20 protein-coding genes are annotated in these 22,919 nt (G+C 34.7%); 16 read left to right on the top strand and 4 right to left on the bottom strand.

Features of this window, described 5'->3' with window-relative positions:
* Positions 1-20: 20 nt before the first annotated feature.
* The 11 genes from AVL50_RS30040 (at position 21) to AVL50_RS30090 (ending at position 10,433) form a co-directional block, all read left to right on the top strand.
* Positions 21-1,433, top strand: a complete 1,413-nt coding sequence (locus AVL50_RS30040) for a pyridoxal-dependent decarboxylase (protein ID WP_062621321.1) — start codon at positions 21-23, stop codon at positions 1,431-1,433.
* Between the two features lie 187 nt (positions 1,434-1,620).
* Positions 1,621-2,682 (top strand): DUF4198 domain-containing protein, encoded by a 1,062-nt coding sequence (locus AVL50_RS30045; protein WP_253764336.1) that lies wholly within the window; start codon positions 1,621-1,623, stop codon positions 2,680-2,682.
* A 2-nt stretch (positions 2,683-2,684) separates the two neighbouring features.
* The gene (locus AVL50_RS30050; RefSeq protein ID WP_062621324.1) at positions 2,685-3,362 is read left to right on the top strand and encodes a HupE/UreJ family protein; all 678 of its coding nucleotides are present in this window, start codon (positions 2,685-2,687) and stop codon (positions 3,360-3,362) included.
* 185 nt (positions 3,363-3,547) lie between these two features.
* Positions 3,548-4,120, top strand: coding sequence for a Crp/Fnr family transcriptional regulator (locus AVL50_RS30055; RefSeq protein ID WP_082796071.1), 573 nt, complete (start codon positions 3,548-3,550; stop codon positions 4,118-4,120).
* Between the two features lie 97 nt (positions 4,121-4,217).
* Complete coding sequence (locus AVL50_RS30060) at positions 4,218-4,637, top strand: SRPBCC domain-containing protein (RefSeq protein WP_216639105.1); 420 nt, start codon at positions 4,218-4,220, stop codon at positions 4,635-4,637.
* Between the two features lie 70 nt (positions 4,638-4,707).
* Positions 4,708-5,316: a hypothetical protein gene (locus AVL50_RS30065; protein WP_062621329.1), complete on the top strand. Its 609-nt coding sequence runs from the start codon at positions 4,708-4,710 to the stop codon at positions 5,314-5,316.
* A 96-nt stretch (positions 5,317-5,412) separates the two neighbouring features.
* Positions 5,413-6,066, top strand: coding sequence for a DUF4291 domain-containing protein (locus AVL50_RS30070; protein ID WP_062621330.1), 654 nt, complete (start codon positions 5,413-5,415; stop codon positions 6,064-6,066).
* Between the two features lie 119 nt (positions 6,067-6,185).
* Positions 6,186-6,905 carry a phytanoyl-CoA dioxygenase family protein gene (locus tag AVL50_RS30075; RefSeq protein ID WP_062621331.1) on the top strand — a complete coding sequence of 240 codons (720 nt, stop codon included), beginning with the start codon at positions 6,186-6,188 and terminating at the stop codon, positions 6,903-6,905.
* A 19-nt stretch (positions 6,906-6,924) separates the two neighbouring features.
* The gene (locus AVL50_RS30080; RefSeq protein ID WP_062621332.1) at positions 6,925-7,278 is read left to right on the top strand and encodes a Rid family hydrolase; all 354 of its coding nucleotides are present in this window, start codon (positions 6,925-6,927) and stop codon (positions 7,276-7,278) included.
* Between the two features lie 160 nt (positions 7,279-7,438).
* A complete protein-coding gene (locus AVL50_RS30085) occupies positions 7,439-8,248 on the top strand; it encodes a VanW family protein (RefSeq protein ID WP_062621333.1) in 810 nt (269 codons plus the stop codon).
* 313 nt (positions 8,249-8,561) lie between these two features.
* The gene (locus AVL50_RS30090; protein WP_062621334.1) at positions 8,562-10,433 is read left to right on the top strand and encodes a hypothetical protein; all 1,872 of its coding nucleotides are present in this window, start codon (positions 8,562-8,564) and stop codon (positions 10,431-10,433) included.
* A gap of 84 nt (positions 10,434-10,517) precedes the next feature.
* Here AVL50_RS30090 and AVL50_RS30095 read toward each other — a convergent pair whose 3' ends face one another.
* Positions 10,518-10,967: a VOC family protein gene (locus tag AVL50_RS30095; protein ID WP_253764337.1), complete on the bottom strand. Its 450-nt coding sequence runs from the start codon at positions 10,965-10,967 to the stop codon at positions 10,518-10,520.
* A gap of 53 nt (positions 10,968-11,020) precedes the next feature.
* A complete protein-coding gene (locus AVL50_RS30100; protein WP_062621336.1) occupies positions 11,021-11,833 on the bottom strand; it encodes a helix-turn-helix domain-containing protein in 813 nt (270 codons plus the stop codon).
* A gap of 207 nt (positions 11,834-12,040) precedes the next feature.
* On the opposite strand from AVL50_RS30100, the gene AVL50_RS30105 reads away from it, so the two are divergent.
* From AVL50_RS30105 to AVL50_RS30120, 4 genes are all read left to right on the top strand, one after another.
* Positions 12,041-13,108: an FUSC family protein gene (locus AVL50_RS30105; protein ID WP_062621338.1), complete on the top strand. Its 1,068-nt coding sequence runs from the start codon at positions 12,041-12,043 to the stop codon at positions 13,106-13,108.
* Positions 13,109-13,697: 589 nt separating this feature from the next.
* On the top strand, positions 13,698-15,998 hold the full coding sequence (locus tag AVL50_RS30110) for a TonB-dependent receptor domain-containing protein (RefSeq protein ID WP_253764338.1): 2,301 nt from the start codon (positions 13,698-13,700) through the stop codon (positions 15,996-15,998).
* 308 nt (positions 15,999-16,306) lie between these two features.
* Complete coding sequence (locus AVL50_RS30115; protein WP_062621340.1) at positions 16,307-17,197, top strand: AraC family transcriptional regulator; 891 nt, start codon at positions 16,307-16,309, stop codon at positions 17,195-17,197.
* Between the two features lie 82 nt (positions 17,198-17,279).
* Positions 17,280-18,140: an NAD(P)H-binding protein gene (locus tag AVL50_RS30120; protein WP_062621342.1), complete on the top strand. Its 861-nt coding sequence runs from the start codon at positions 17,280-17,282 to the stop codon at positions 18,138-18,140.
* Between the two features lie 219 nt (positions 18,141-18,359).
* Here AVL50_RS30120 and AVL50_RS33185 read toward each other — a convergent pair whose 3' ends face one another.
* On the bottom strand, positions 18,360-18,527 hold the full coding sequence (locus tag AVL50_RS33185) for a hypothetical protein (RefSeq protein ID WP_157491692.1): 168 nt from the start codon (positions 18,525-18,527) through the stop codon (positions 18,360-18,362).
* 158 nt (positions 18,528-18,685) lie between these two features.
* The gene (locus AVL50_RS30125; RefSeq protein ID WP_062621344.1) at positions 18,686-19,240 is read right to left on the bottom strand and encodes a DUF2867 domain-containing protein; all 555 of its coding nucleotides are present in this window, start codon (positions 19,238-19,240) and stop codon (positions 18,686-18,688) included.
* A 161-nt stretch (positions 19,241-19,401) separates the two neighbouring features.
* Between AVL50_RS30125 and AVL50_RS30130 the strand changes: the two genes are divergently transcribed.
* On the top strand, positions 19,402-22,809 hold the full coding sequence (locus AVL50_RS30130) for a caspase family protein (protein ID WP_082796072.1): 3,408 nt from the start codon (positions 19,402-19,404) through the stop codon (positions 22,807-22,809).
* Positions 22,810-22,919: the final 110 nt, after the last annotated feature.

A 22,919-nucleotide genomic window follows, 5' to 3' on the forward strand; every position in this document is an offset into this window, starting at 1 on the left:
CTAAACGATAAACAAGAAAAATGAACGAACAATTAAAAAATGACTTAGGTAATCTTGAAGATTTATTGGAAAAAGTCAAACTTCAAGGACTGGATTATTTGAACACAATCAAAGACCGAAAAACCTCAACCACACCGTCTATCTCTTTCCAATCACAGTTACAAGAAATAGGGCTAGGAGGAATTGATACATTAAAATTGTTTAATGAAAGGTTTGAAAATGTGATTGTTGGTTCTGCAGGCCCTCGGTATTTGGGCTATGTAGTAGGTGGTGTCACTCCTGCAGCAATCATTGGTGATTGGTTAGCCACTGTTTATGATCAAAACCCACAAACTGCAACGGCTCAAGGTGATGTCTCTATTGTGATTGAAAAAGAAACCATCAAACTCCTTTTAGAATTATTCAACTTGCCAAACAGTTTTCAAGGTGGTTTTGTAACAGGTGCCACAATGTCCAATTTCACATGTCTCGCTGTAGCAAGACAATGGATCGGTGCTCAGTTGGGAAAAGATTTTGCTAAGGATGGAATTTCTGAGAAGATTGAAATCTTGAGTGCTGTTCCACATTCCTCTGCCATCAAGTCATTGTCAATGTTGGGAATTGGAAGAAATAATGTTGAAATCATTGAGGTGGATGGAGAAAACCGAGAGGCTATTAATATCCAACACTTGGAACAAAAAATTATTGCCTTGAATGGGAAACCTTTCATTTTGATATCTAGTGCAGGAACTGTAAATACGGCCGATTTTGATGATTTTAAAGCCATCGCCCAACTCAAAGAAAAATATAATTTCTGGTGGCATATAGACGGTGCATTTGGTGCTTTTGCCGCTTGTTCACCTCACACTAATCATCTTGTGGAAGATTGGGAAAAAGCAGATAGTATTACAATAGATTGCCACAAATGGTTGAACGTCCCTTATGACTGTGCTTTTTTCATGGTCAAAAAAGAACATCAGCTATTGCAATTGGAAACCTTCAAAAACTCCAATGCTCCATACCTCGGTGAACCCAGCGATGATTTCAATTTTCTTAATTTTCTACCTGAAAACTCAAGACGCTTAAGGGCACTTCCTGCCTGGTTTTCACTCACGGCTTATGGTAGAAAAGGATATCAAGATATTGTAGACAATTCCGTTAAAATGGCCAATATTCTCAGTGAGTTTATTACATCAAGCCAACATTTTAAACTTCTCGCTCCTACTCGATTGAATAACGTATGCTTTACTTTATCAAACACAAATGACGCCGGTGAAGTAATGCGATTTTTAACCACATTAAATAACACCGGAAAAGTATTTATGACTCCAACGGTTTTCAATGGATTACAAGGTATCAGAGCTTCATTTGTCAACTGGCGTACTGACTTATCAGATCTTGAAATTATTATACGAGAGATGGAAAAGGTAGCCTTAAGTGAGAAGTCAGAGTAAAAATATTCAACAAAACCTTTTATAGATTGTTTGGGAGATGTTTCAGTAGAACATCTTCCGAACACTTTAAAATACTAAAATATTCCATACTGCACGCGAAGTATTATCAATGTCATTCCTATTCTAAACTAAAACTTCTTACTTTTGCGGGAAATAACGAACCATATCAATTCACAAACAAGCTTCAATGATGAAACTAAACAAGAGCGTCTTTTCAAAGACATTGTTGCATAAAATTCTTAAACCATTTTATCTATTATCAGCCGTGATTCTTTTGTGCAGTCATGATCTGTATATCAAAATGGATTCCTATTTCTTAAAACCTCATCAAGAAGCGATCTTCAGTTTGTACAATGGTACTTTTGAGGAAAGTGAAAATACTATTGCTCGTCACCGTATGGAGGACGCTTCTGTGGTTGCTCACGGCAACAGAACAGCAATCAATGAAGGACAATGGAAGGATCAAGACAGTACAATCACACAGCTTCCTTTTAAAGCTGGTGAAGCTGGAACTTATGTGATAGGGATCTCTACAAAAGTCAATAGCCTTAAACAAACGGCAGAAGATTTTAATGGTTATTTAAAACATGACGGCGTCTTGGATATGTTGAAAGAACGTACCGAAACCAATACACTGAATGAAGATGTAAACGAGAGTTACGAGAAACATGTAAAAGCCATTTACCAAGTGGGTGATAAAAAGACAGAAGATTGGAAAACTGTTTTAGGGTACCCCATTGAGTTTGTTCCTGTATCCAATCCTTATGAAAAATACAGCGGACAAACACTTGATGTAAAACTTTTATTAGAAGGTCAACCCTTAGCCAATCAATTGGTTTATGCAGACTTTGTCAAAAGTGCACACGGGCATTCTCACAACGACCATGGCCATCATCATGATCATCATGGAAACCATAGTCATGATCACGAACACGGAACAGATCATACACACACCAATGGCGAACAATTACGTACCAATGCAGAAGGTATTGTAACTGTCAAATTGCCAGAAGATGGTATTTACTATTTACGTACCATTCATATGGCAAAAGTCGACAAAGGTGACATCACACATGAATCAAAATGGAGTACTTTAACTTTTGAGGTTACACATCAACACGGTTCGCATACACATACACATGACGACCACGAACATCACCATGATGATGAGCTCCCTACTTGGGTCTTTATATTAGGAAGTATCGCCATCATTGGTGTTTTATTTATGGTATTTAGAACAAAGGAATAAATATGAAACTCGATTCAAAAAAAGCATTCACCTTATTGTTCCTTTTTCTCCCAATATTGAGTTTTGCTCATGATGTAACAAGTGCTGATCAGGAAATACTGAGGAACGGAGGCTTATTTGCTTACATACATGTTGGAGCTACTCACATGTTAACCGGCTATGATCATTTGTTGTTTTTAGCGGGTGTTGTCTTTTATCTGAATGGCTTCAAAGACATTGTAAAGTTTATTACAGCCTTTACTATTGGGCACTGTGTTACGCTAATTGGGGCTACTTATTTGGGCATTACAGCCAATGAACACTTGGTAGATGCAGTCATTGCTCTAAGCGTACTTTACAAAGGGTTTGAAAATTTAGGTGGATTTGAAAAATTGAAAGTCAAGTCACCCAACCTACTGCTCATGGTTCTTATCTTCGGATTGATTCATGGTTTTGGTTTATCCACCCGGTTACAGTCATTTGAAAATGGAACTGAAGACCTTCTAGCAAAAATCTTATGTTTTAACCTTGGAGTAGAAATTGGTCAAATTGTAGCCTTAATTCCCATTGTTTTTGTCATTACTTTTTCTAGAAAAAAGAAACAATTCCCCTCTTTTTATAAAGCTGTCAATTGGTACTTAGTCCTGGCAGGCATTGGTTTATTTATCATGCAAATGTCTGGCTATTTTTCAGGGCACTAAACACCTAGAAAATATATTAAGTTAATGGGCAGAATATCGTTTCCAAATGAAGTGATATTCTGCCTTTTTTGTTTATAATGCATTGAGCTAGAGTGTTAGGCAAATAAAAAACTAACAATCTATTTAACTACACTTCAATAACTTTTCCCTACTTTTAAGCTAAAATAAAGAGTCCCCTATCTAAGATGACAGAACTTGAACAATACATTAATTCCTATTTTGGGGTTGTCCAAAGAGAAGAGCTCCATCAAATCAGCTCACTTTTCAAATTAACTTTATTAAAAAAAGGTGAGTTTCTATTACAAACAGGAAAGAAAAGTGATCAATTATGTTTTGTGCAATCCGGCCTTCTAAGAATATTTGCTCAAACAGAAGATAAAGAAGTAACTCAATGGATTTCTACTAAGGGACAATTTTCAATAGACTTATCGAGCTTTATTTTTGAGACTCCTTCACGTTGGAACATCCAAGCTTTAGTAGATACAGAGATCTATGTATTGACAAAGGACGATTATAAAAAAATAGATGAAATAGCACCCAAGTGGAGTGAGCTTGAAAAGCTTTTTATTGTAAAGTGTTTTACGATGTTGGAAGATAGAGTTTTTAGTCATTTATCTATGTCAGCTGAAGAACGCTATCAAAGTTTTTTTGAGAATAATAAGGACCTCTTTAATCAGGTACCATTACAATACATCGCCTCTATGCTAGGCATGTCTGCTGAAACATTTAGCAGAATACGAAAAAAGCGACTTTCCTGAATTCTTGATATTTGTCAAGAGCAATACCATCCAAGTGTTAGACCTTTGTAAGGTAAATAAACAGATAAAAAATGTCTAACCTTAAAATATTATGGTAATGGAAATTAAAACGAAAATTCTAATCAATGCAACTTCTGAAAAAGTATGGACTATACTAACCGATTTTAAAAATTATCCTCAATGGAACCCTTTTATTAAATCGCTGACTGGTGATGTAAAGATAGGGAATACAATAAAAGTGGAAATCACTCCACCAAAAGGCAAGGGAATGACCTTCAAACCTAAAGTAGTCCGCTATAAAATGAATAAGGAATTAACGTGGGTAGGTCATCTATTTTTTAAAGGTATTTTTGATGGAGAACATCGTTTTGAATTGATTGATCATGGCAACGGAACTACGACATTCATACAAAATGAGAGGTTTAGTGGCCTTTTGACCGGCCTTCTAAATGTAGCAAATACACAAAAAGGTTTTGAGTTGATGAATGAAAAATTGAAAATAATGGCTGAAAAGTAAATACTTTTTTCGAACTTTGCAGAAGCAAACTTAATAATTAAGGGTATCATTACATCTGCCAAACTTAAGAATGAGCAAATCAAAAATATTTAAATTGGGATGTCTTTTTAGTGTTGCTTCTCTATTCATTGCAATCATAGTATTCATCTACTTTTCAACCAGACCTAATCATATTCATTTTCAAGGTCAACCTTTCAGCGATGCTTTAATTGCTGAAAATACTGATTTCTTAGAACACAGTATTCCGTCTTATCTGAAAACCTCTGCAAATCATGATGTTATTTATCAAGCAATGATCATTGAAGAAGCTTTGGATAGGGAAGTAATTTTTAGAACTTTAATACGACTCGATTCTACTTTCAAGTTCGAACACCAATTTCCATTGAACACCTCTGAAATAATTGAGCTGAGCAATTCAATCAGTTTTGCAGAGTTTTACAACCAAACGTTTAGTGCCAGGCTGAGGCTTTTACGTGGTGATGAAATTTCTGATGGAATTTCCATTTTTATCTATGCAAAACCACCTGACCATGATACCATTATTACGCTTCAAAATGGATCTTATGAGTTGCGGTCAATGGAAGAAGATAAAATTGGTTTTTATAAAGACCTGATCGTTTATGACGAAAATAAACACTATTTGTTCTTTGAAAGACATCGATATTTTGCTTTTCAGTAATAGGTAAAAGGCCATACATATAATTTGATTTTGACCTGAGGCAGTACTTTGACACTGGTTTTATCTATTTATAGACTAACAAAAAAACACATAATTATGATGAACATTAATCACGAAAAATATACAATACAAGAAAACAAACTACCTTCAACAGGTAAACACATTATAGGGCAATACGATGATGAATCAATCATTGTTTATCAAGCATATAATTCTAAAATAGCCAATTATGCTGTCGCTCATCAAACTTTTGGAGGCTCTTTCAGCTTTAACCGTATGACTTGGATCAAACCCAATTTCTTATGGATGATGTACCGTGCGGGATGGGCCAGCAAGGAAAATCAGGAAAGGATTTTGGCCATTCGCATCAAAAAAGAAGGCTTTATTGAAATTTTAGAAGAAGCCGTTCATTCGACTTTCAAACCCAATATTTATTCTACGCATGAAGCATGGAAAGAAGCTATGAATCATTCTAATGTGAGATTACAATGGGACCCTGCTCATGACCCTTACGGTGAAAAGAAAGATCGGAAAGCCATTCAATTAGGATTAAAAGGAAGCACATTAGAAAAATTTTGCCAAGAATGGATATTAGAAATTAGTGATATTACGGACTTTGTTAAAGCGGAAAAATTGAAGCTTGATACAAATGGTATTGAAGAACTGACTGTTCCTGTGGAAAGGACTTTTGAAGTTCAAAGTTTACCATTAAATAAAAAGCTTGAAATGAGTGGATTGGAAACAGAGTAACCATTAAGAGCATGTTTGAAACATCGCTAAGTTGTTGTTAACGTCCAGTCGATCTTACTACAAGCTTTTATAGATTCCACTTTCAAAGGACGTTAACATTGATAATCAGACTACTAATTATGAACTTCACAAAAAATAAAGATGAGCTAGAAAAACAAGGGTATTCACTTGTGAATGGGCTCTATACAGAACAAGAAATAAAGGATATCGTAAATTGTTTGGAGGCTTCTGACGCTTCAGGAAGTGTCAGAACAAAAGATGTATTTGCAATCAGGCAGTTGATCAATCATATTCCAGAATTGAAAGGCTTATTATTGAATAAAAACCTTTTAAAACTAATTGGTACATTTTCAAATACAAACTATTTCCTTTCTAAGGCCATTTACTTTGATAAACCAAGCGATTCTAATTGGTTTGTGGCTTATCATCAGGATTTAAGTATCACTGTTGATCAAAAATTGGAACTGAATGGCTATAGCAATTGGACCTATAAAAAAGGGCAATATGGTGTACAACCTCCTCTTCATGTTTTGGAAGATACAATCACTGTACGTATTCATCTAGATGACACAAACGAAGGAAACGGTGCGTTAAAAGTTATTCCTGAATCTCATCTAAAAGGTGTCATTCAAATTGATCAGAAAGAATGGAATATGGAGGATGAATACATCTGTGCCATCAATAAAGGTGGAGCAATGCTAATGAAACCATTGACATTACATGCCTCTAACAGAACTGTAAACGGCAAAAGAAGAAGGGTGATTCATCTAGAATTTAATCAACATCAATTGGCAAGCCCTTTGCAATGGGTGGAGTTCAATACACTCAATAAAGCATAAACAAACTTAACACTTAAAAATGATTACAAGAAAAAGAGGTGCCTATACAGGACGAAATAAATCATCGGCTTATAAAGACCTTGTATGGACCGTGGCTACTACAAAAGACACCACTCTTCCATTGGAAACACAGATACAGGAAACACTTCAGATCATCGATGATAATTTAAAAGAACTTCATTCAAACAAACATCAAATTGTCTCTGCACAAGTCTATCTTGCTAATATCAAAGATAAACCTGTAATGGATGAAATATGGAAAAAATGGATTGGGGACAACCCAGATCACTGGCCCCAAAGAGCCTGTTTGGGTGTTGACCTAGAGGGCGATGTTCTGATTGAAATATCTGTCACAGCAGTTGCAGATCTGTAATTGACCTATTCTTTTCTATCTATATTAAGTAGTAAATCTCCAATTTTTTAAGATCTTTGAAGCGGTTAACTATTGTTGAATAATAGAAAGCATCATTTATATTGAAGTCAATAAGATGTTGTTACTGTGTATTGATGGAAACATTCAAATTTTTTAAAAGATGAACGAAATTGAAAAGCCTATTAAAAGGGGCCTTTTAAGACAAAAGCTGGGGAAAGAATATTACATATTAAAACGAAAAATGGATTGGCTTTTTGGTGATAAAAAATGGGCCACTACAAGACAAACAGAACTATTTGATAATAATGTCTTTCAGCATAAATCAATGATCTTAAGACCACTTAAGGATGTTGATATGTATTTGCAAGAAAACAAAAGGACGAATCTTAAAATTGCCGTTTCGCATCTTGATAAAATCATAATCCAACCAGGTGAGACCTTCTCTATTTGGAAACTTGTGGGAAGACCTACAAAGCAAAAAGGATATTTAGAAGGATTGATATTGAATCAGGGAAAAATCGGTAAAGATATTGGAGGAGGCCTTTGTCAATTGGGAAATCTGCTCTTTTGGATTTTTGCTCATTCTCCATTAAGCATCACGGAGAGGTATAGACACGGCTTTGATGTGTTTCCTGACATTAACCGAAAAGTACCATTTGGTGCGGGAGCAACACTCTCTTACAATCATATTGATTTACAAATCAAAAACGAGACAGAGAACACTTTCCAGCTCAATTTATGGCTGGATCAAACGTACCTTAACGGATCGTTATGGAGTAAAGACAAGGTACACCAGGAGTATGAAGTAGTTGAACGAAATCATCAGATGAAACAGCAAATGTGGGGCGGTTATTCTAGACATAATCAGATTTTTCAAATTGAAAAAGAGGGAGCATTTAAGAAGGAAAAATTACTGGTAGAAAACCATGCAGTGATGATGTATAATCCCTTCCTTGATAATAAAAAATAATTGATATTAAAATGATTGGACACTCTTTTATAGGTGTCCTTTTTAATGATTATGATGTTGATTCTAGGAAACATTTTAATGCTTTTCTTAAGTTTTAGAATAAAGTTTCTCATTTGTAAAATTAGACTAACCTTTTGAATTTGAATACTTAACAAAATCAATATCAAAATACTTTATAAAAGTTGAACATTTGTGAATGAAAGTTCATCTACTTTATTTGGTTATGTTATGAAATAAATGTAAAATTGCGGCCTAAAATCATTTCAAGATTGTATATCACAAACAAACTACTAAATACTAATTACTTTTTAAGATGTTTATTAAAAATTTATTTGTACTACTATTAATACTGTCACTTACTGCCCCTCTTACTTCTGCACAAGTTGCCGACTCGTCACCGCCTTTTTTAAAGAAAAAAAGAGTAATGGCTACCTACAACCTGAATAATATTTTGGGTGATGAATCTTCTAACCTTCAAGCCTATAAGTATGATTATACTTTGGGAATGGATCAGAGTATGATCAAAAACAAATACAAAACTGCAGTGTCTGAAACTTCATTGCAGGTGAACTTATTGGAGGTGAAAGATGCCATTGAAGTGGAGCTGAGAACTGCAAAAATGTATGGTATTGACGTTTTTAAGATCAAATACAATGTTTTCGGCAGTGAGCAATACAAGACCAACTTTAAACAACTTCTAGCGCTCACTGTAAAAGTGGCGGAAGATAAGAACATTGATTTCAATTTCTGTTTAGATGTCTTTTTTCCAAAGAATAAGGGCACTAGATATACGAGAGATGAACTCTTTGCTAGGGTATCCAATGATTTGGGAGAAATTTATGGTAGTACTCGTATGTCAAAAAAATGGCTTCGAAACACCAAAGATGAAATCGTTTTATTTACCGGAAATACGAAAAACATTATTTCCTATGTCAAATTAAAAGGACCTAAAAAGTTTGTCAAAGATGATATTAGAATCATCAGAACTTTCTTTGACGACCTTATTGAAAAAAGTAAACTCAACATCGTCCCTGTCTATCATGTACAAACGTATTTATCAGATGTACAAGATGAAATCATAAAGCAGTTTGATGCTGTAACTCATTCTTTTATTTATCTGAAAAGTTTTGAGGACTATCAAAAACTGATTGATAAATTTTCTAATAGTAATGTCAAATTCTTCCCTCATCTCTATTTGAATTATATGCCTAATTCATTTATCAGTAAGAAGAATGGTAAAAGAGTTTATGTTACTAAAAACCGTCCTATTGATGAGACTTATTTAATGGCTAATACCCCTGCTGGAACAAAGAAGTTTAGAGCGCTATTGGAAATGTCACTGAGTGCTGATGTTGAATTGTTAAGTCTCTCTTCATGGAACTTATACAACTTATCCAATAACCTGAACCCTGAGATCCATAATGGCTATGCCTTATCATCACTTTTGAGTTATTATATCAATCAGTGGAATGAAAAAGAAAATAAAGTAGAAGAGGAAATGACTTATGTGGCCTTCAGAAACCTTTATCCTGATGAAATAGGTGAAAGAGATAAGTTTACCATTAAAACTAAGAAGGATAACTATAAAGGAGAAGCAATGATTGAAGTGGTGACATTGTTGAAATCACCCGCTGAAGTTTATGTAAATAACAAGCTGGTAGGATCTGCCAAAAAAGGCATCAGCGATTTCTACATCAAAAAAAACGGGGAAACTAAAATCAACGTCAGAATAAAAAGAGACGGTAAAAAAATCATTGACTTTACTTCTCCCAAAACCTTTACAGGACATAAATACAGATATGATCCATTAATGTATATCACGTCTTCTATTGATCATAAAAAATCAATAGAGATGAGTGACATTGTCCTAAACTCTGAACTTTCGAGTATGGGTGTTCGCTTTCTGCTTTCAAATGAGACCAAAGCTTTATGGAAAATGGCCGCCCAAACCTATTTTATCGCCAACAGAAATGCTATTATACAGTATGGTGATAACCCTCCAGAATACTTAAAAATTAGAGATAAGAATTACGAAAAATACAAACTGCAAATCAAAAAGATATTGAATGAGTTTGAATACAATATTTGGGTTGATCTTGAAAATGATAGAATGAACGAAAAAGGTATTGAAGAAGATCTTATTGAGCCCAATAATGCCTTGAAAGGTTATAATATCCTTGAGTAATATCTTAGACTTTGAATAGAAAATTAGATGCAGTAGGAGCCATTTTGAATTGTTCCTACTGCATTTTTTAGGACTAAAGTGACCTTAATCTTCAGGTGTTGTATAAGTCACAATGTCAATTCCAATACCATTAGGATCAATAATAGCAAAATGACGATCACCCCACACTTCATCTCTAATCTCAATTTCTATGGCAGTTCCTTTTTCTTTTAATGCTTGATATACTTTATCCACATCTTCAACTTCAATCGTAAGATAGACTCCTTTTCCATTAAAAGGAGGTTGGAAAATTGGTTTTTGACTCGGGTGTTTAGGCTTCAAAAAACTGGTTTCAGCGGTGTGGTCAGGCGTATGAAGCAGTAAGTAGAACTCATTTTCAAAACTGACTCCAAAACCCAAAACTTCTGTATAAAATTGTTTTGTTTCTTCGAGTTTTTCCGTGATTATTCCTGCATTTAGTTTCATTTTCTGCGTGGTCTGTGCATTTGATATTCCAAAACAGAATACAAACGCGATGAGTAAAAGTGTTTTCATACTCACAAATTTAGATAGACCAAAAATCAGAATATTGTAAAAATCGGACAAGATCAACGAAAAGCCTCAGAAGGGGTAACTCCATAAAAAGTTTTGAAACTCTTGATAAAATGTGCTTGATCAAAAAAGCCAACATCAAAGTAAAGCTTACTTTCTTTCAAACTATATTTTGTTGGGTTTGCATTTAAAATATACTGAAAGCGGACCACATTGCTAAATGATTTGGCTGTAGTACCAATATAAAAATTGAAGATTCTTTGAAGTTGTCTAGCACTTAAACCGGTCGTCAATTCTTTCTCAGTATCAAGATGTCCGTTCTTCTGAAAAATCAACTTTAAGGCATTAAAAAAACGATGATCGTATTGAATATCCTTCCGCTCTAAAAGTGCAATCAATTGATCATCCAGACTTTGAATTATAACCTCAAAAGTAGCAGCTACTTTAATAGTTGAACTGATCCAGTCAGAAACATCAGGCAATACATGTCTTAATTCCTCAGATTGATGACTCAATGTTTTGGCATTCACTTCAAACAAAAGAGGAAATGCAGAAGGCAAAAATCGAATACCTATATAATCAAATTCCTTTCCTATGGGGAATTCTGTAAATTTTCTACAAAAGCCCATCACAAAGTTTTCAACTGGATCCTTATGATTGAAAAATATATCTATACAACCATCAGACACCACTCGGTAATTATAATCTTCTTTTAAAGGATTTGTTGTTTTCAATTGCCAAAAACAGTACACAAAATTTTCGATTGCTTTTGAAGGCTTCACCTCGATATAGACAATATTGCCATCATCAGCCTTTACCGCTGGCTGAATTGGTTTGTAATAATTTTTTATACTTTCAAACGCTTCCATATGACTGTTCTATCACTTTGTATAATGTTATTATTCAGGAAAGATAAGTAAGATTCTCATTTTACAAAGACTTATTCATTTTTCAGATTACTTGCCCCTGCTAGAAGATTAAATTATCTTTGTGCAAAAGAAAGTGTGCCTTTTTGAAGTAAAAACTACAAACCATACAACTCCTCCTCTTTCAAAAGGAATAGAGTTCAATAACTTATGACTGAAAAATTAATTGAGGAGTTTCGACTCCTATTTGAATTTAAAGCCTCTAAAAATAAGTGGCAAAAACCATTATTAACCACCATTAGTATTGGAGTTCCGTTGCTGATGGGTTTGTTCCTCGGAAATATTAAATACGGATTAAATGCCTGTTTAAGTGGTTTAGTGATCATATACCTACCTGAATCGGGCACTTATACCAATAGAATTTTAACCTTATTAGTTTGCTCTTTCGGGTTTATGGTGTCTTCTGCGTTTGGGTATCTTCTCAGTTTCAATCCGATCGTATCTATCATTGCCTTTGGTCTATTTTCCATGATAGTGCATTGGATTATCTTGTTTTATAAAACATCGGCCCCCAAAAGCTTCTTTTTCATTTTAATTGCCGCTATGTCGATCTGTCAACCTTTCGACATGGAATCTATTCCCATCAAAGTAGGGTTAATGGCTTTAGGGACCATGCTAACTTGTATGTTTGCCCTTGTTTATCTTTTGTATTTATCTTACAAAGAACCCATTTCTTCCAAAGACAAAATTGTTCCCATATTCAAACAAAACCCTTATGCTGACATTTGGGAAACCCTAATCTATGGAGGAGTTATGTCAACTTCTTTGGCCATTGCCCATTATTTTGAGCTTGACAATCCCTATTGGATTCCCATCTCATGTGCGGCTGTGATGCAAGGAGTTTCTCTATATCATATCAGACAGCGTATGTTTCAAAGAATTATTGGAACATTTGTAGGTATTTGCTTTACTTGGTGTTTATTTCATTTTATCGATTATGGTCCGTTTTCAATATGCCTATCGATTATTATTCTCCAGTTTTTCATTGAGATTTTAGTTGTAAAACAATATGCAGTTGCCGTGGTATTTATTACCCCTTTTACTATCTTATTAAATGAAGCCGCTAATCCCCTTTTCAATACAAATACTCTCATTGCCTTGCGATTTGAACAGATTGTGATCGGGAGTATAATTGGTGCTCTTGGAGGTTGGATTTTATACAAGGAGAAAATTAGACATGCCACAATGAATAAAATTGAGTCTTTAATAAAGATGTAATTCTTAAAGCTTTTATGATATACTCTTTCTTCACCGCACAGACTGTACGGTGGAGAGTAACGTATGATACAATAGTAAAGAGATCACTTTACCCAAATATAAGCCAAGCATTTTGTGATCTATAAAGTACATTTCATGAAATGAACCGTTGAGAATAGTTTTCTTATTTAAGTATTACGCATTTTTTGAAAAATAAAATAGGTAATACTCACATCATTTTCTTTTCTAGAAGAAATCATTATTTTCGCCCTCAAAACTAATAACAAAGTATATGATAGTGATTCATTCTATCATATAAGACATGTTAGTGATCGCTAACATCAAACTTCTTTTCATCTATTCTAAACTAAATAATATGTTCAAAAATCAAATCAGTCAATAAAACTATACTTTCTGAAAGTACATTAAGCGAAACGAAATACGATAGTATTTCCTAAAAGCTCTTCAACAAAATACTACAACAAACAACGTTTTATTTTATCTCTCCATCTTCAATGCAAAAAATTGTATTACAATAAGTACGGTCAAAATAAGCTTACCTCATGTTGTCTTTTGTTGATAAACAAAAATTACACAAAAAATAAGTAAAATGTCATACGATATTTCAGTAAAGCAGATTCATACATCGTTGACATTATTCTACTACAAAAACTTCAAAGAAAATAATTGGATGAAATCACATTTTTTGACCTTCATTTTATTGCTATTCAGTAGCACTCTTTTTGCTCAAACCATTACAGGTAAAGTGGTTGGAGCAAAGAGTAATGGTATTTCGGGTGCCAATGTTGTAAATAAAAGTACTGGCTATCATTCCCACTCGGATCAAAACGGGGAATTCCAATCTAAAGATTGTACACTTGGAGATACTCTTCAGGTTTCTATGGTGGGGTATTATACACTCCAAGTGATTGTCCAAGATTTGGAGCAACCACTTACAATTCTTTTAAAAGAACAGGTTTTAAACCTAGAAGAAGTAAGTATTTCTTCGAAAGTGGACGCACATCATATCCTTACGGATGTGGATATACAAACTACTCCTGTTAATTCCTCTCAAGACATTTTAAGAAAAATTCCGGGTATCATCATCGGACAGCACGCAGGTGGCGGTAAGGCCGAGCAAATCTTTTTAAGAGGTTTCGACCTCGATCATGGCACCGACATTAACATCACCGTTGATGGTTTGCCTGTCAATATGGTATCACACGCTCATGGCCAAGGTTATGCTGACCTTCACTTTGTAATTCCTGAAACTGTAGAGAAAATTGATTTTGGAAAAGGACCTTATTATCAAAAAAGAGGCAATTTCACAACGGCAGGCTATGTGGATTTTAGAACTAAACAGCGATTGGACCACAGCACTTTGAAGGTGGAAGCTGGACAATTTGAGACCTACAGGCTTCTGGGAATGTTTAACCTGATGGAAAGCGAGAAACAAAATGCTTATGTGGCTACGGAGTTCCTTTCTACTGATGGCTTTTTTGAGAGTCCGCAGAATTTCAACAGAGTCAATGTATTAGGTAAATATACAAGTCAGCCAACAAGCAATGATCTTCTAGGAGTAACTTTTTCATATTTTGACAGTAAATGGGATGCCTCTGGACAGATCCCTCAGCGTGCAGTAGATACAGGTTTGATTTCTCGTTTTGGAGCCATTGATGATACAGAAGGTGGAGCCACTTCTAGAAGTAATATTCTTGTAGATCATACTAAAATCATAGACGAAAATTCATCGATCACAAGTAAAGTTTATTTCAGTAAATATGATTTTGAGCTCTATTCCAACTTTACTTTCTTCCTTGATGATCCAGTCAATGGTGATCAAATAAAGCAAAAAGAAAGCAGAAATATTTTTGGAGTTAGCAGTGAATACAATAAGTCTTTCACTACCAATTCATTTAGCGGAAGCTGGCAAGCAGGCATCACATTACGTAATGATCAGAGCATGAACAACGAGCTTTCACACACTGCCAACAGAACGGAAACACTAGAATATATGAAGCTGGGAGACATCAACGAAACCAATGTTGGTGCCTATGTGGGAACGTTTATTGACCTCAATAAATGGACTTTAAATCCTTCTGTAAGAGTAGATTATTTCAATTTCCAATACAACGATAAACTCGTAACAGCTTACCAAACACTATCTGAGAAAAAGGCCATTATCAGTCCAAAGTTGAATGTTTTTTATAATGCAACCAATGAACTTCAATTGTACTTAAAGTCAGGAAAAGGGTTCCACTCCAATGATAGTAGAGTTGTAGTAGCAGAGCAAGGTTCTGAGATTTTACCTGCCGCTTATGGCTTTGATGTTGGATATATTTGGAAACCCACTCCAAAGATGTTGTTGAGTATGGCTTATTGGTATTTGTATATGGAGCAGGAGTTTGTCTATGTCGGCGATGCTGGAGTTGTTGAGCCAAGTGGAAAAACAAAACGTCAAGGGGTCGAATTAAGTTATCGATATCAGCCATTATCATGGTTGTTTTGGAATGTGGACCTCAACTATACCCACGCCCGTGCCATTGATGAGCCAGAAGGAGCCAATTATATTCCTTTAGCTCCTGATTTCACATTTATCACCGGTCTGAATTTCCAATTTAAATCAGGGTTGTACGGTGGTATTAATTTACGTCATATCAACGATCGCCCAGCCAATGAAGACAATTCCATTGTAGCGCATGGGTATACAGTGACTGATTTAAACTTGGGGTATAAAATGAAGAAAATGAGTGTTGGTATTCAAATTCAGAACCTCTTTGATGTCGAGTGGAATGAAACACAATTTGCCACTGAATCAAGATTACCAAACGAATCAGAACCTGTGGAAGAACTACACTTCACACCAGGTAATCCCTTCTATCTAAAAGGAATGATTCAGTATAATTTTTAATTCACTATTCCAATCAGCTAGCCATTATAACCTATTGCTGTTAGAATAGTAGATCAAGTCTCAAAACTTCAATACCATTTTATTTTTGAAGTTTTGAGACTTCTTTCAATTCATAATAATCACCACATCACCAAGTAATTAATTCACAACCTTTACCTTAATCTTGGCATTTTAAATTCGTTTTGTCTTAGGACAAAATGAAAAAGAAGAGACATTCCAAACATGCTCTAAAACATAAACAACAGGAAACCGTTAGTTTTAAAGTAAAATAAAAAGAATAGACCTCCTCATCTTAATTAACCTAAACATTGAAAATAGAGTTAAAACGATTTAAAGAAATCAACGCGTTTTTTGAAACTACTGGCTTTGAAAAAAGAACAGATATTCCAGAGTTTTTTGTTTTTCGATTTGAAGAGCTTAACCTTGATACGGCTTTAAAAATGCCTCCTTATCAAAAGGATTTCTATCAGGTAGCATTAATGCTCAATGGCGAAAATGCAAGTGCGGCCATTGATGTACAATCTACTGATCAGCTTGGCAACACCCTCTATTTTCTTTCCCCTGATCACATCTTTTCTTGGCAAAGAAATATCAAAATGACAGGCTTTAATGTCTTTTTCAAAGCTGAATTTCTTGATTTTTTTGGTGGTAACTTCAAAAATGAGTTTGGGCTTTTTGACCTTTCCAATAAAAACTTTCTGAAACTGAATGAGGAGGATCTAAAAAGCATCATTACAGACTTTGAAAAACTATATCAGGAATTCTATACCTCTAACACCTATCGTCATCAAATTTTACAATCTTCTCTCCTTTCTCTTTTGTTTAAATGTAAAAGTATAGAAGAAGCAATAGGCAATAAGAGTAAAAAACTTTCTAAGAAAGAAGACTTGGTCCATCGTTTTAGAAACCTGGTGATAAACAGTTATATCAAGCATAAAAAGGTGAGTACATATGCCAATTTACTTTCGGTATCTTCTAATACGCTCAATCAAACTGTAAAGTCTGTTGCGGGCAAAACAGCCAAGGAAATTATTTCTGACCAGATCATTCAAGAAGCAAAACGTTATTTGAAATATTCTTCAGATGATATCGCTGAAATCAGTTACGCTTTAGGGTATGATGAACCCACACATTTCATTCGTTTTTTTAAAAACCAAACACAAACTACTCCCAAAGAGTATCGAAATCAATTGATGTAATTTTGGTCATTATCCCATTGTTTTTGGTTATCAGGTGCCTTCGTTTTCGACCGACATTTGTAGAAACAAAAATTTAAAAACAATGGAAAAAATAATCGTATTAGGTGCTACAGGAAATATTGGTCAAGCTGTTTTACAACACTTGCAAGATAGCAATGTTGAGGTGTTTGCAGGGGTAAGAAAAGAAGCTGACTTTGATAAAGTAAACCGTTACAATGCCACTCCTATTTTGGTGGATTTTACGGATCAAGAGAGTTTAGACAAGGCTTTAAAAGGAAAAGATAGAGTTTTTCTTGTAACTCCATTAATGCAAAATCCAGAGGCTGTTACTGAAAAAGTACTTCAATCTGCTCAAAAAAATAATGTAAAACATATTGTAAGAAGTACAGCTGCTGGAGCCGATAGCAACGGACAAATTCAGATGGCTCGATGGGCAGGAAACAGTGAGGATCTGATTAAAGCATCTTCTCTTAATTTTACTATTTTAAGGCCTTACAATTTCGTTCAAAACTATATCAATTACTATGGTCAAACGATCAAAGATTACAATGGTTTTTACATTCCAAATGGTGATGCAGAGTTGTCTTTACTGGATGTTAGCGACTTGGGAGAAATTGCCGCTATCGCTTTAACAAGTGAAGAGCATTATGGTAAGACTTATGAATTGAGTGGTTTGAAGTATTCCAACGACAAAATTGCAAATATCATCAGTGATACTTTAGGCCGAAAGATCTCTTATATTGATGTTCCTGAAGACCAAGCAAGGGAAAGCATGCTGGAGAATCAAATGCCTGAATGGCTTGTGGATGCTATGATGGAACTAAACTACATCATCAAGCAAGGATGGAGCGCAGGATATGGTGAAGATTATAAAAACATCACAGGAAAAGAATATACAAGTGCAGAAACCTATTTTGAGAGGAATAAAGACGCCCTTTTATAATTTAATTCTAGACAGTATCAAGGTATTTATACCGATGAGCTTTCTACCTTTTTAGTTTGGTAGTACAACACTTAGTCTTGAAGGGAAAGCGTCAAAAATTTCATGGGTTAAGCCGTTAATAATGATTTTGATGTTTGAGCACAACGAGTTTAAAATCAATGAGGCAATAGAAATGAAATTTAGCTTTTCCCTTCAAGATTTCACTTTTTTGAAAATCAATTACCCTTCTTTCAGTGCTTTGATCTTCTCCTCTAATTCTTTTGCCTTCTTGACAAATTTTTGCTGTTTTTTTAGTGAGGGTAAAACTTCAAGATCTTGTTTTAAAGTTCCTAAATGCTGTTCCAACTCTTTCTCCAACTCCTCTAACTGCTCTTTCTTTGATTTCATTTTTATTAAAATAATTTGTGTGACGTCTTGCTGATAACAACCCCATATTTAAAGTTGCAAGGTCAAAGTTAGAAGATTCAAGAATTTACTCAAATGATCCTTTACCCCTTCTCTTATAATGTTTCATAAGAATTCGCCCAACATTGAATTTCAGTACCTTATTTTTGATATTGATGAGCCAACTGCCTTTCAAGCTGACGGATGATCCCTTTCAACATTGTAGGTACAATCAGCTGATGAAAAGGTTTGACGGGTAAAAAATAAAGTCTACCCCATTTATTATTGAATTGTACTGTCGTAGAAATGATCAGGTTTTTATGTTCGTTACTTTCTGAAGAGGGAGCACAATATAATGAAACTCTGAAGTTGAGGTGATGGTCGTTTTCTCCTAAAATCACTTCGTTTTCATTGCGTTGATAAACTCTAAATAAGCCCATTTTTTCATTGGGCTCACACTGAAAGTTGCTCAATTGTGTTGCTCTATCTGTGATTTTACCAGCTGTTTTCAAACCAAAAACGGCTACTATTTTATTACGGAGTGTAAATAAATGTTCAATCCATTTTGGTGAAGAGGTAAAAAAAGCCTTCCCGATATCTTTAATATTCAGAAGGTTATTTTTGTCTTTTAATGTGCCTTGAAAGCTATCCGTGTATTCAAAGTTTGTTTGATTTAATAGAGACTGTTCCGGTAAAAGTGTTTTTGTAATATTCATTATTTAAAGGAGTTAGTTATGTGTGTGAAATTACAACTATAATCGCCAGTAAACAAAGTGTACACACTACTCATAATGTGCTTTATTTAGGGATTACTTCTTATATTGAAGTCCAATTCGTCATATAATGCAAACCTTTACTTTAATCTTATTTTTTACTGATGATCAGGTTCTATATTCTACTCATTTCTACACTCCTTTTTTCTTACAGTTTTAATACCACTTTGCTGGCTCAACAGTTAGAACTTGGGCTTCCTCTTGGGCATAAATCACCCATCAGTTTCACTGAGTTTTCAGATGATGGTCAATACATTATCTCATCGGCCTATGACGGCACCTATCTATGGGAAACTTATACGGGTCGTTTTATAAAGAAACTTGATGGTGAACAATATCGTTTTCAGGATCTTCAGACTTCAGAGAGAGGAAAATTGCTACTCACAGTACATCACCGAAAAAATAGTATTCATCTATGGGATTTTGACAAAGGGCAATTATTGAAAACATTCAAAGGCACCTCTGCCTACCTTTCTCCTGATGGTCAATGGGTGGCTACCTATTCCAATTATTATGGCATCACTCAAATTTGGGATACAGGAACTTTGAGTAAAAAAGGAGAGCTAAAAGGATATTTAAAAGGTTTTGTAGATCAGGAAACGTTGCTGATGAAGTTGGAACAATACCAAGCCATTGATATCAAAACACTAAAGGCAAAATATCAAATTGAACCTGCTCAAGGGAGACAATATATACAATTACTCAAAAATCTAGATTTCTTTGCAATCATCAATGATGAATCCAGTGTCCTCCTTTATCGAAAAACAGACGGTGCACTCCTTCAAAAACATACTTTTCAACATCAATTTCATGATGTGACATTTGATAAAGAGGGAGCTTATTGGGGTATTAATTTTGAGAATGATAGTTCAAAAATATTTCTTCGGAAAAAGACAAAAAATAAGTTGTTGAAAACGGATCAATCCACACTGCTTGATTTCCTGAAAGACAAGAAAGGAAATACAATGGCTTTACAACTGAAAGATGGAAATTTAGTGGCTCAACTGATTGACTCTGGAAAAGAAGTATACAGAATTAATGGGTTTGATGAAGGGCTATGCGGTTTCAGGGTCAGTGCCGATCAGAATTATTTATCTGTTGTAGATTGTGCTTCTATTAATGATTACGTAGCAGAAATTGGAGCCAACAATGGTTTTCTACTTCTCAATGCTCAGAGTGGACAGTTTATCAATGCTTTTTTCTCAAGTGTAGATGAATTAATGTCCTGTACTTTAAGTGAAGACCGAAAGTACTTATCCAATATTACACATTCTTATGCTTCCACTTTTTTTGATCTGACCAACGGACAATTAAAGCATGTGCTAAAAACGGAATACGCCGTCACTTCTGAATTCACCAACGATCATAAGTACTTGATCACATATTCTGATCAAAGAGCCATTGATACGGGTAGTGATTTAGGAGCGGAAATTCTTAATCAAGACTCCCAATGGGTGTGGGATATTGAAACAGGAGATTTGATGTATATTAAAGATGTGAAATACTCCAACAGTTATGGTCAAGCGATGTTTGATTTAATTGAAGTGGATTATGATGATCGAAAAATTGTTCACCTTAATAAAGAAGACGATAATGGTTGGGTGACGCCCTATATGGATCTTATTGGTCATACTGATACCGTTTATTTTACTGAATTAAGCAAAGATCAAAAGATTGCCATTACTGCTTCCTTGGATCAAACCGCTAAAGTATGGGATGCCATAACAGGAAAAATGCTTTGTGACATTACTCCTCTTCCTTCAAAAGTTAAACATGCTCAGTTTTTTCAAAAGAAAAATCAACTGCTTTTAGTACTAGAAAATGAACAGCAAATGCTATGGGACCTTACTATTCCTAAACAATTAATGACCATTACTCTACCTCCAAAAAAAGAAAGAAAAAGTGGTGAAATTTCAAATCAACAGTATAAAGTGGTGAATGATTATGATCAAAATATTTTGAATGTCTATGTCTCTTCAACGAATCAACTACTCCACAAACTCACAGAACATCAAGATCTGATTACTTCTTTTCAATTTATAAATAATACTCACTACTTGGTATCTTCTTCTTATGATGGAAGCACCATTTTCTGGGATCTCAAAACTGGAAAACCTATTCTAAAACAATTGGTCTTTGAGCAGAAATACCCTGTTTGGTTGCTCCCTAATGGATATTACATGGCAACAAAGGCCTCTGCCCAACGGTTATTTTATAAAAAAGGGATTCAGACTGTAGGGTTTGAACAATTGGATGTAAAGTACAATCGTCCAGATAAAGTTTTGGCTATCATTGATCAAATTTCGGGTGCAGTGGATTCTACTATGATCAAAGCTTACCGAAAAGCTTGGGAGAAACGAATAAAAAAATTAGACATTGATACGGCAAGTTTCGATACGGGCTTTTCCATTCCAGAATGCACAATTGAAAACCGTAATGGTATTGCCTATGAACAGACGAAAGGTGAATTGTTATTGGAAATCAAAGCTGTGGATAGTTTATATTATTTGGACCGATACAATGTGTGGATCAATGAGGTACCGGTTTTTGGTGAAAAAGGCATTTCAATTAGAAAAAATAAAACACATAGTATTGCAAAAACCATTGCTTTGAAGCTTTCAAAAGGCAGTAATAAAATAGAAGTTTCTGTAACTAATAATAATGGAATTGAAAGCTATCGTTTTCCCTTGAATGTGAATTACACACCCAAGAAAACTCTTGATGAAAAGCTGTTTTTTGTAGGAATTGGAGTAGATCACTATCAAGAAAAAGGCTATGACCTACAATATTCTGTCAAAGATATCCGTGACCTTTCGCGTCAGCTGAAAATAAAATATGGGGATAAAATTGTTATAGATACGCTGTTTGATCAGAACGTTACAGTTGACAATATTCTTCAATTAAAAGAAAGGTTGAAAAACACTTCTGTAGATGATAAGGTGTTGATCAGCTTTTCTGGGCATGGTTTACTCTCAGAAGATTTGGATTATTATTTGGCTACCTATAATGTCAATTTTGAGCAACCACAGGAACAGGGATTGCCTTATGAAGAATTAGAATTTTTGTTAGATGGTATTCCATCAAGAAAGAAACTCTTATTAATTGATGCTTGCCACAGCGGTGAAGTGGACAAAGACGAGATTGCTTCTATCCGAAAAGTTCAGAACGAAAAAGAAGGGTTGAAAGGTTTGATCGTCATCATGAATAAAAAGACAAAAGTGGGCCTTAAAAACAGTTTTGAACTGATGAAAGAACTTTTCAATAATATAGACAGATCTACTGGTACCACAGTTATCTCCGCCGCTGCAGGAACTCAATTTGCTCAAGAAAGAGGAGATCTCCGAAATGGAGTGTTTACCTATTGTATTTTGAATCAGATGATGAACAAAGAAACAATTACTGTTTCAGAACTCAAAAAGGCCGTCAGTCAACAGGTACAAGAAATCACCAATGGCTTACAACAGCCCACTAGTCGAAATGAAACGATAGAAAACAATTGGAAGGTTTGGTAAAACTCATCATTTTAAAGTCGTCCATCTCCCTTGAATTTTTTATTTCTTTTTTGTGTTAAGTACAAAGACAAAACGAAGAAGAGATTGATTGTTTGAAAATAGAAGCTAGA

It is taken from the genome of Flammeovirga sp. SJP92, from assembly GCF_001583495.1.
In the GTDB taxonomy this organism is placed as follows: Bacteria; Bacteroidota; Bacteroidia; order Cytophagales; family Flammeovirgaceae; genus Flammeovirga.

What these genes read in the sequence shown, in the direction of transcription:
- AVL50_RS30040 (WP_062621321.1), top strand. Translation starts at nt 21, where the DNA reads ATGAACGAACAATTAAAAAATGACTTAGGTAATCTTGAAGATTTATTG.
- AVL50_RS30045 (WP_253764336.1), top strand. Translation starts at nt 1,621, where the DNA reads ATGATGAAACTAAACAAGAGCGTCTTTTCAAAGACATTGTTGCATAAA.
- AVL50_RS30050 (WP_062621324.1), top strand. Translation starts at nt 2,685, where the DNA reads ATGAAACTCGATTCAAAAAAAGCATTCACCTTATTGTTCCTTTTTCTC.
- AVL50_RS30055 (WP_082796071.1), top strand. Translation starts at nt 3,548, where the DNA reads ATGACAGAACTTGAACAATACATTAATTCCTATTTTGGGGTTGTCCAA.
- AVL50_RS30060 (WP_216639105.1), top strand. Translation starts at nt 4,218, where the DNA reads ATGGAAATTAAAACGAAAATTCTAATCAATGCAACTTCTGAAAAAGTA.
- AVL50_RS30065 (WP_062621329.1), top strand. Translation starts at nt 4,708, where the DNA reads ATGAGCAAATCAAAAATATTTAAATTGGGATGTCTTTTTAGTGTTGCT.
- AVL50_RS30070 (WP_062621330.1), top strand. Translation starts at nt 5,413, where the DNA reads ATGATGAACATTAATCACGAAAAATATACAATACAAGAAAACAAACTA.
- AVL50_RS30075 (WP_062621331.1), top strand. Translation starts at nt 6,186, where the DNA reads ATGAACTTCACAAAAAATAAAGATGAGCTAGAAAAACAAGGGTATTCA.
- AVL50_RS30080 (WP_062621332.1), top strand. Translation starts at nt 6,925, where the DNA reads ATGATTACAAGAAAAAGAGGTGCCTATACAGGACGAAATAAATCATCG.
- AVL50_RS30085 (WP_062621333.1), top strand. Translation starts at nt 7,439, where the DNA reads ATGAACGAAATTGAAAAGCCTATTAAAAGGGGCCTTTTAAGACAAAAG.
- AVL50_RS30090 (WP_062621334.1), top strand. Translation starts at nt 8,562, where the DNA reads ATGTTTATTAAAAATTTATTTGTACTACTATTAATACTGTCACTTACT.
- AVL50_RS30095 (WP_253764337.1), bottom strand. Translation starts at nt 10,967, where the DNA reads ATGAAAACACTTTTACTCATCGCGTTTGTATTCTGTTTTGGAATATCA.
- AVL50_RS30100 (WP_062621336.1), bottom strand. Translation starts at nt 11,833, where the DNA reads ATGGAAGCGTTTGAAAGTATAAAAAATTATTACAAACCAATTCAGCCA.
- AVL50_RS30105 (WP_062621338.1), top strand. Translation starts at nt 12,041, where the DNA reads ATGACTGAAAAATTAATTGAGGAGTTTCGACTCCTATTTGAATTTAAA.
- AVL50_RS30110 (WP_253764338.1), top strand. Translation starts at nt 13,698, where the DNA reads ATGTCATACGATATTTCAGTAAAGCAGATTCATACATCGTTGACATTA.
- AVL50_RS30120 (WP_062621342.1), top strand. Translation starts at nt 17,280, where the DNA reads ATGGAAAAAATAATCGTATTAGGTGCTACAGGAAATATTGGTCAAGCT.
- AVL50_RS33185 (WP_157491692.1), bottom strand. Translation starts at nt 18,527, where the DNA reads ATGAAATCAAAGAAAGAGCAGTTAGAGGAGTTGGAGAAAGAGTTGGAA.
- AVL50_RS30125 (WP_062621344.1), bottom strand. Translation starts at nt 19,240, where the DNA reads ATGAATATTACAAAAACACTTTTACCGGAACAGTCTCTATTAAATCAA.
- AVL50_RS30130 (WP_082796072.1), top strand. Translation starts at nt 19,402, where the DNA reads ATGATCAGGTTCTATATTCTACTCATTTCTACACTCCTTTTTTCTTAC.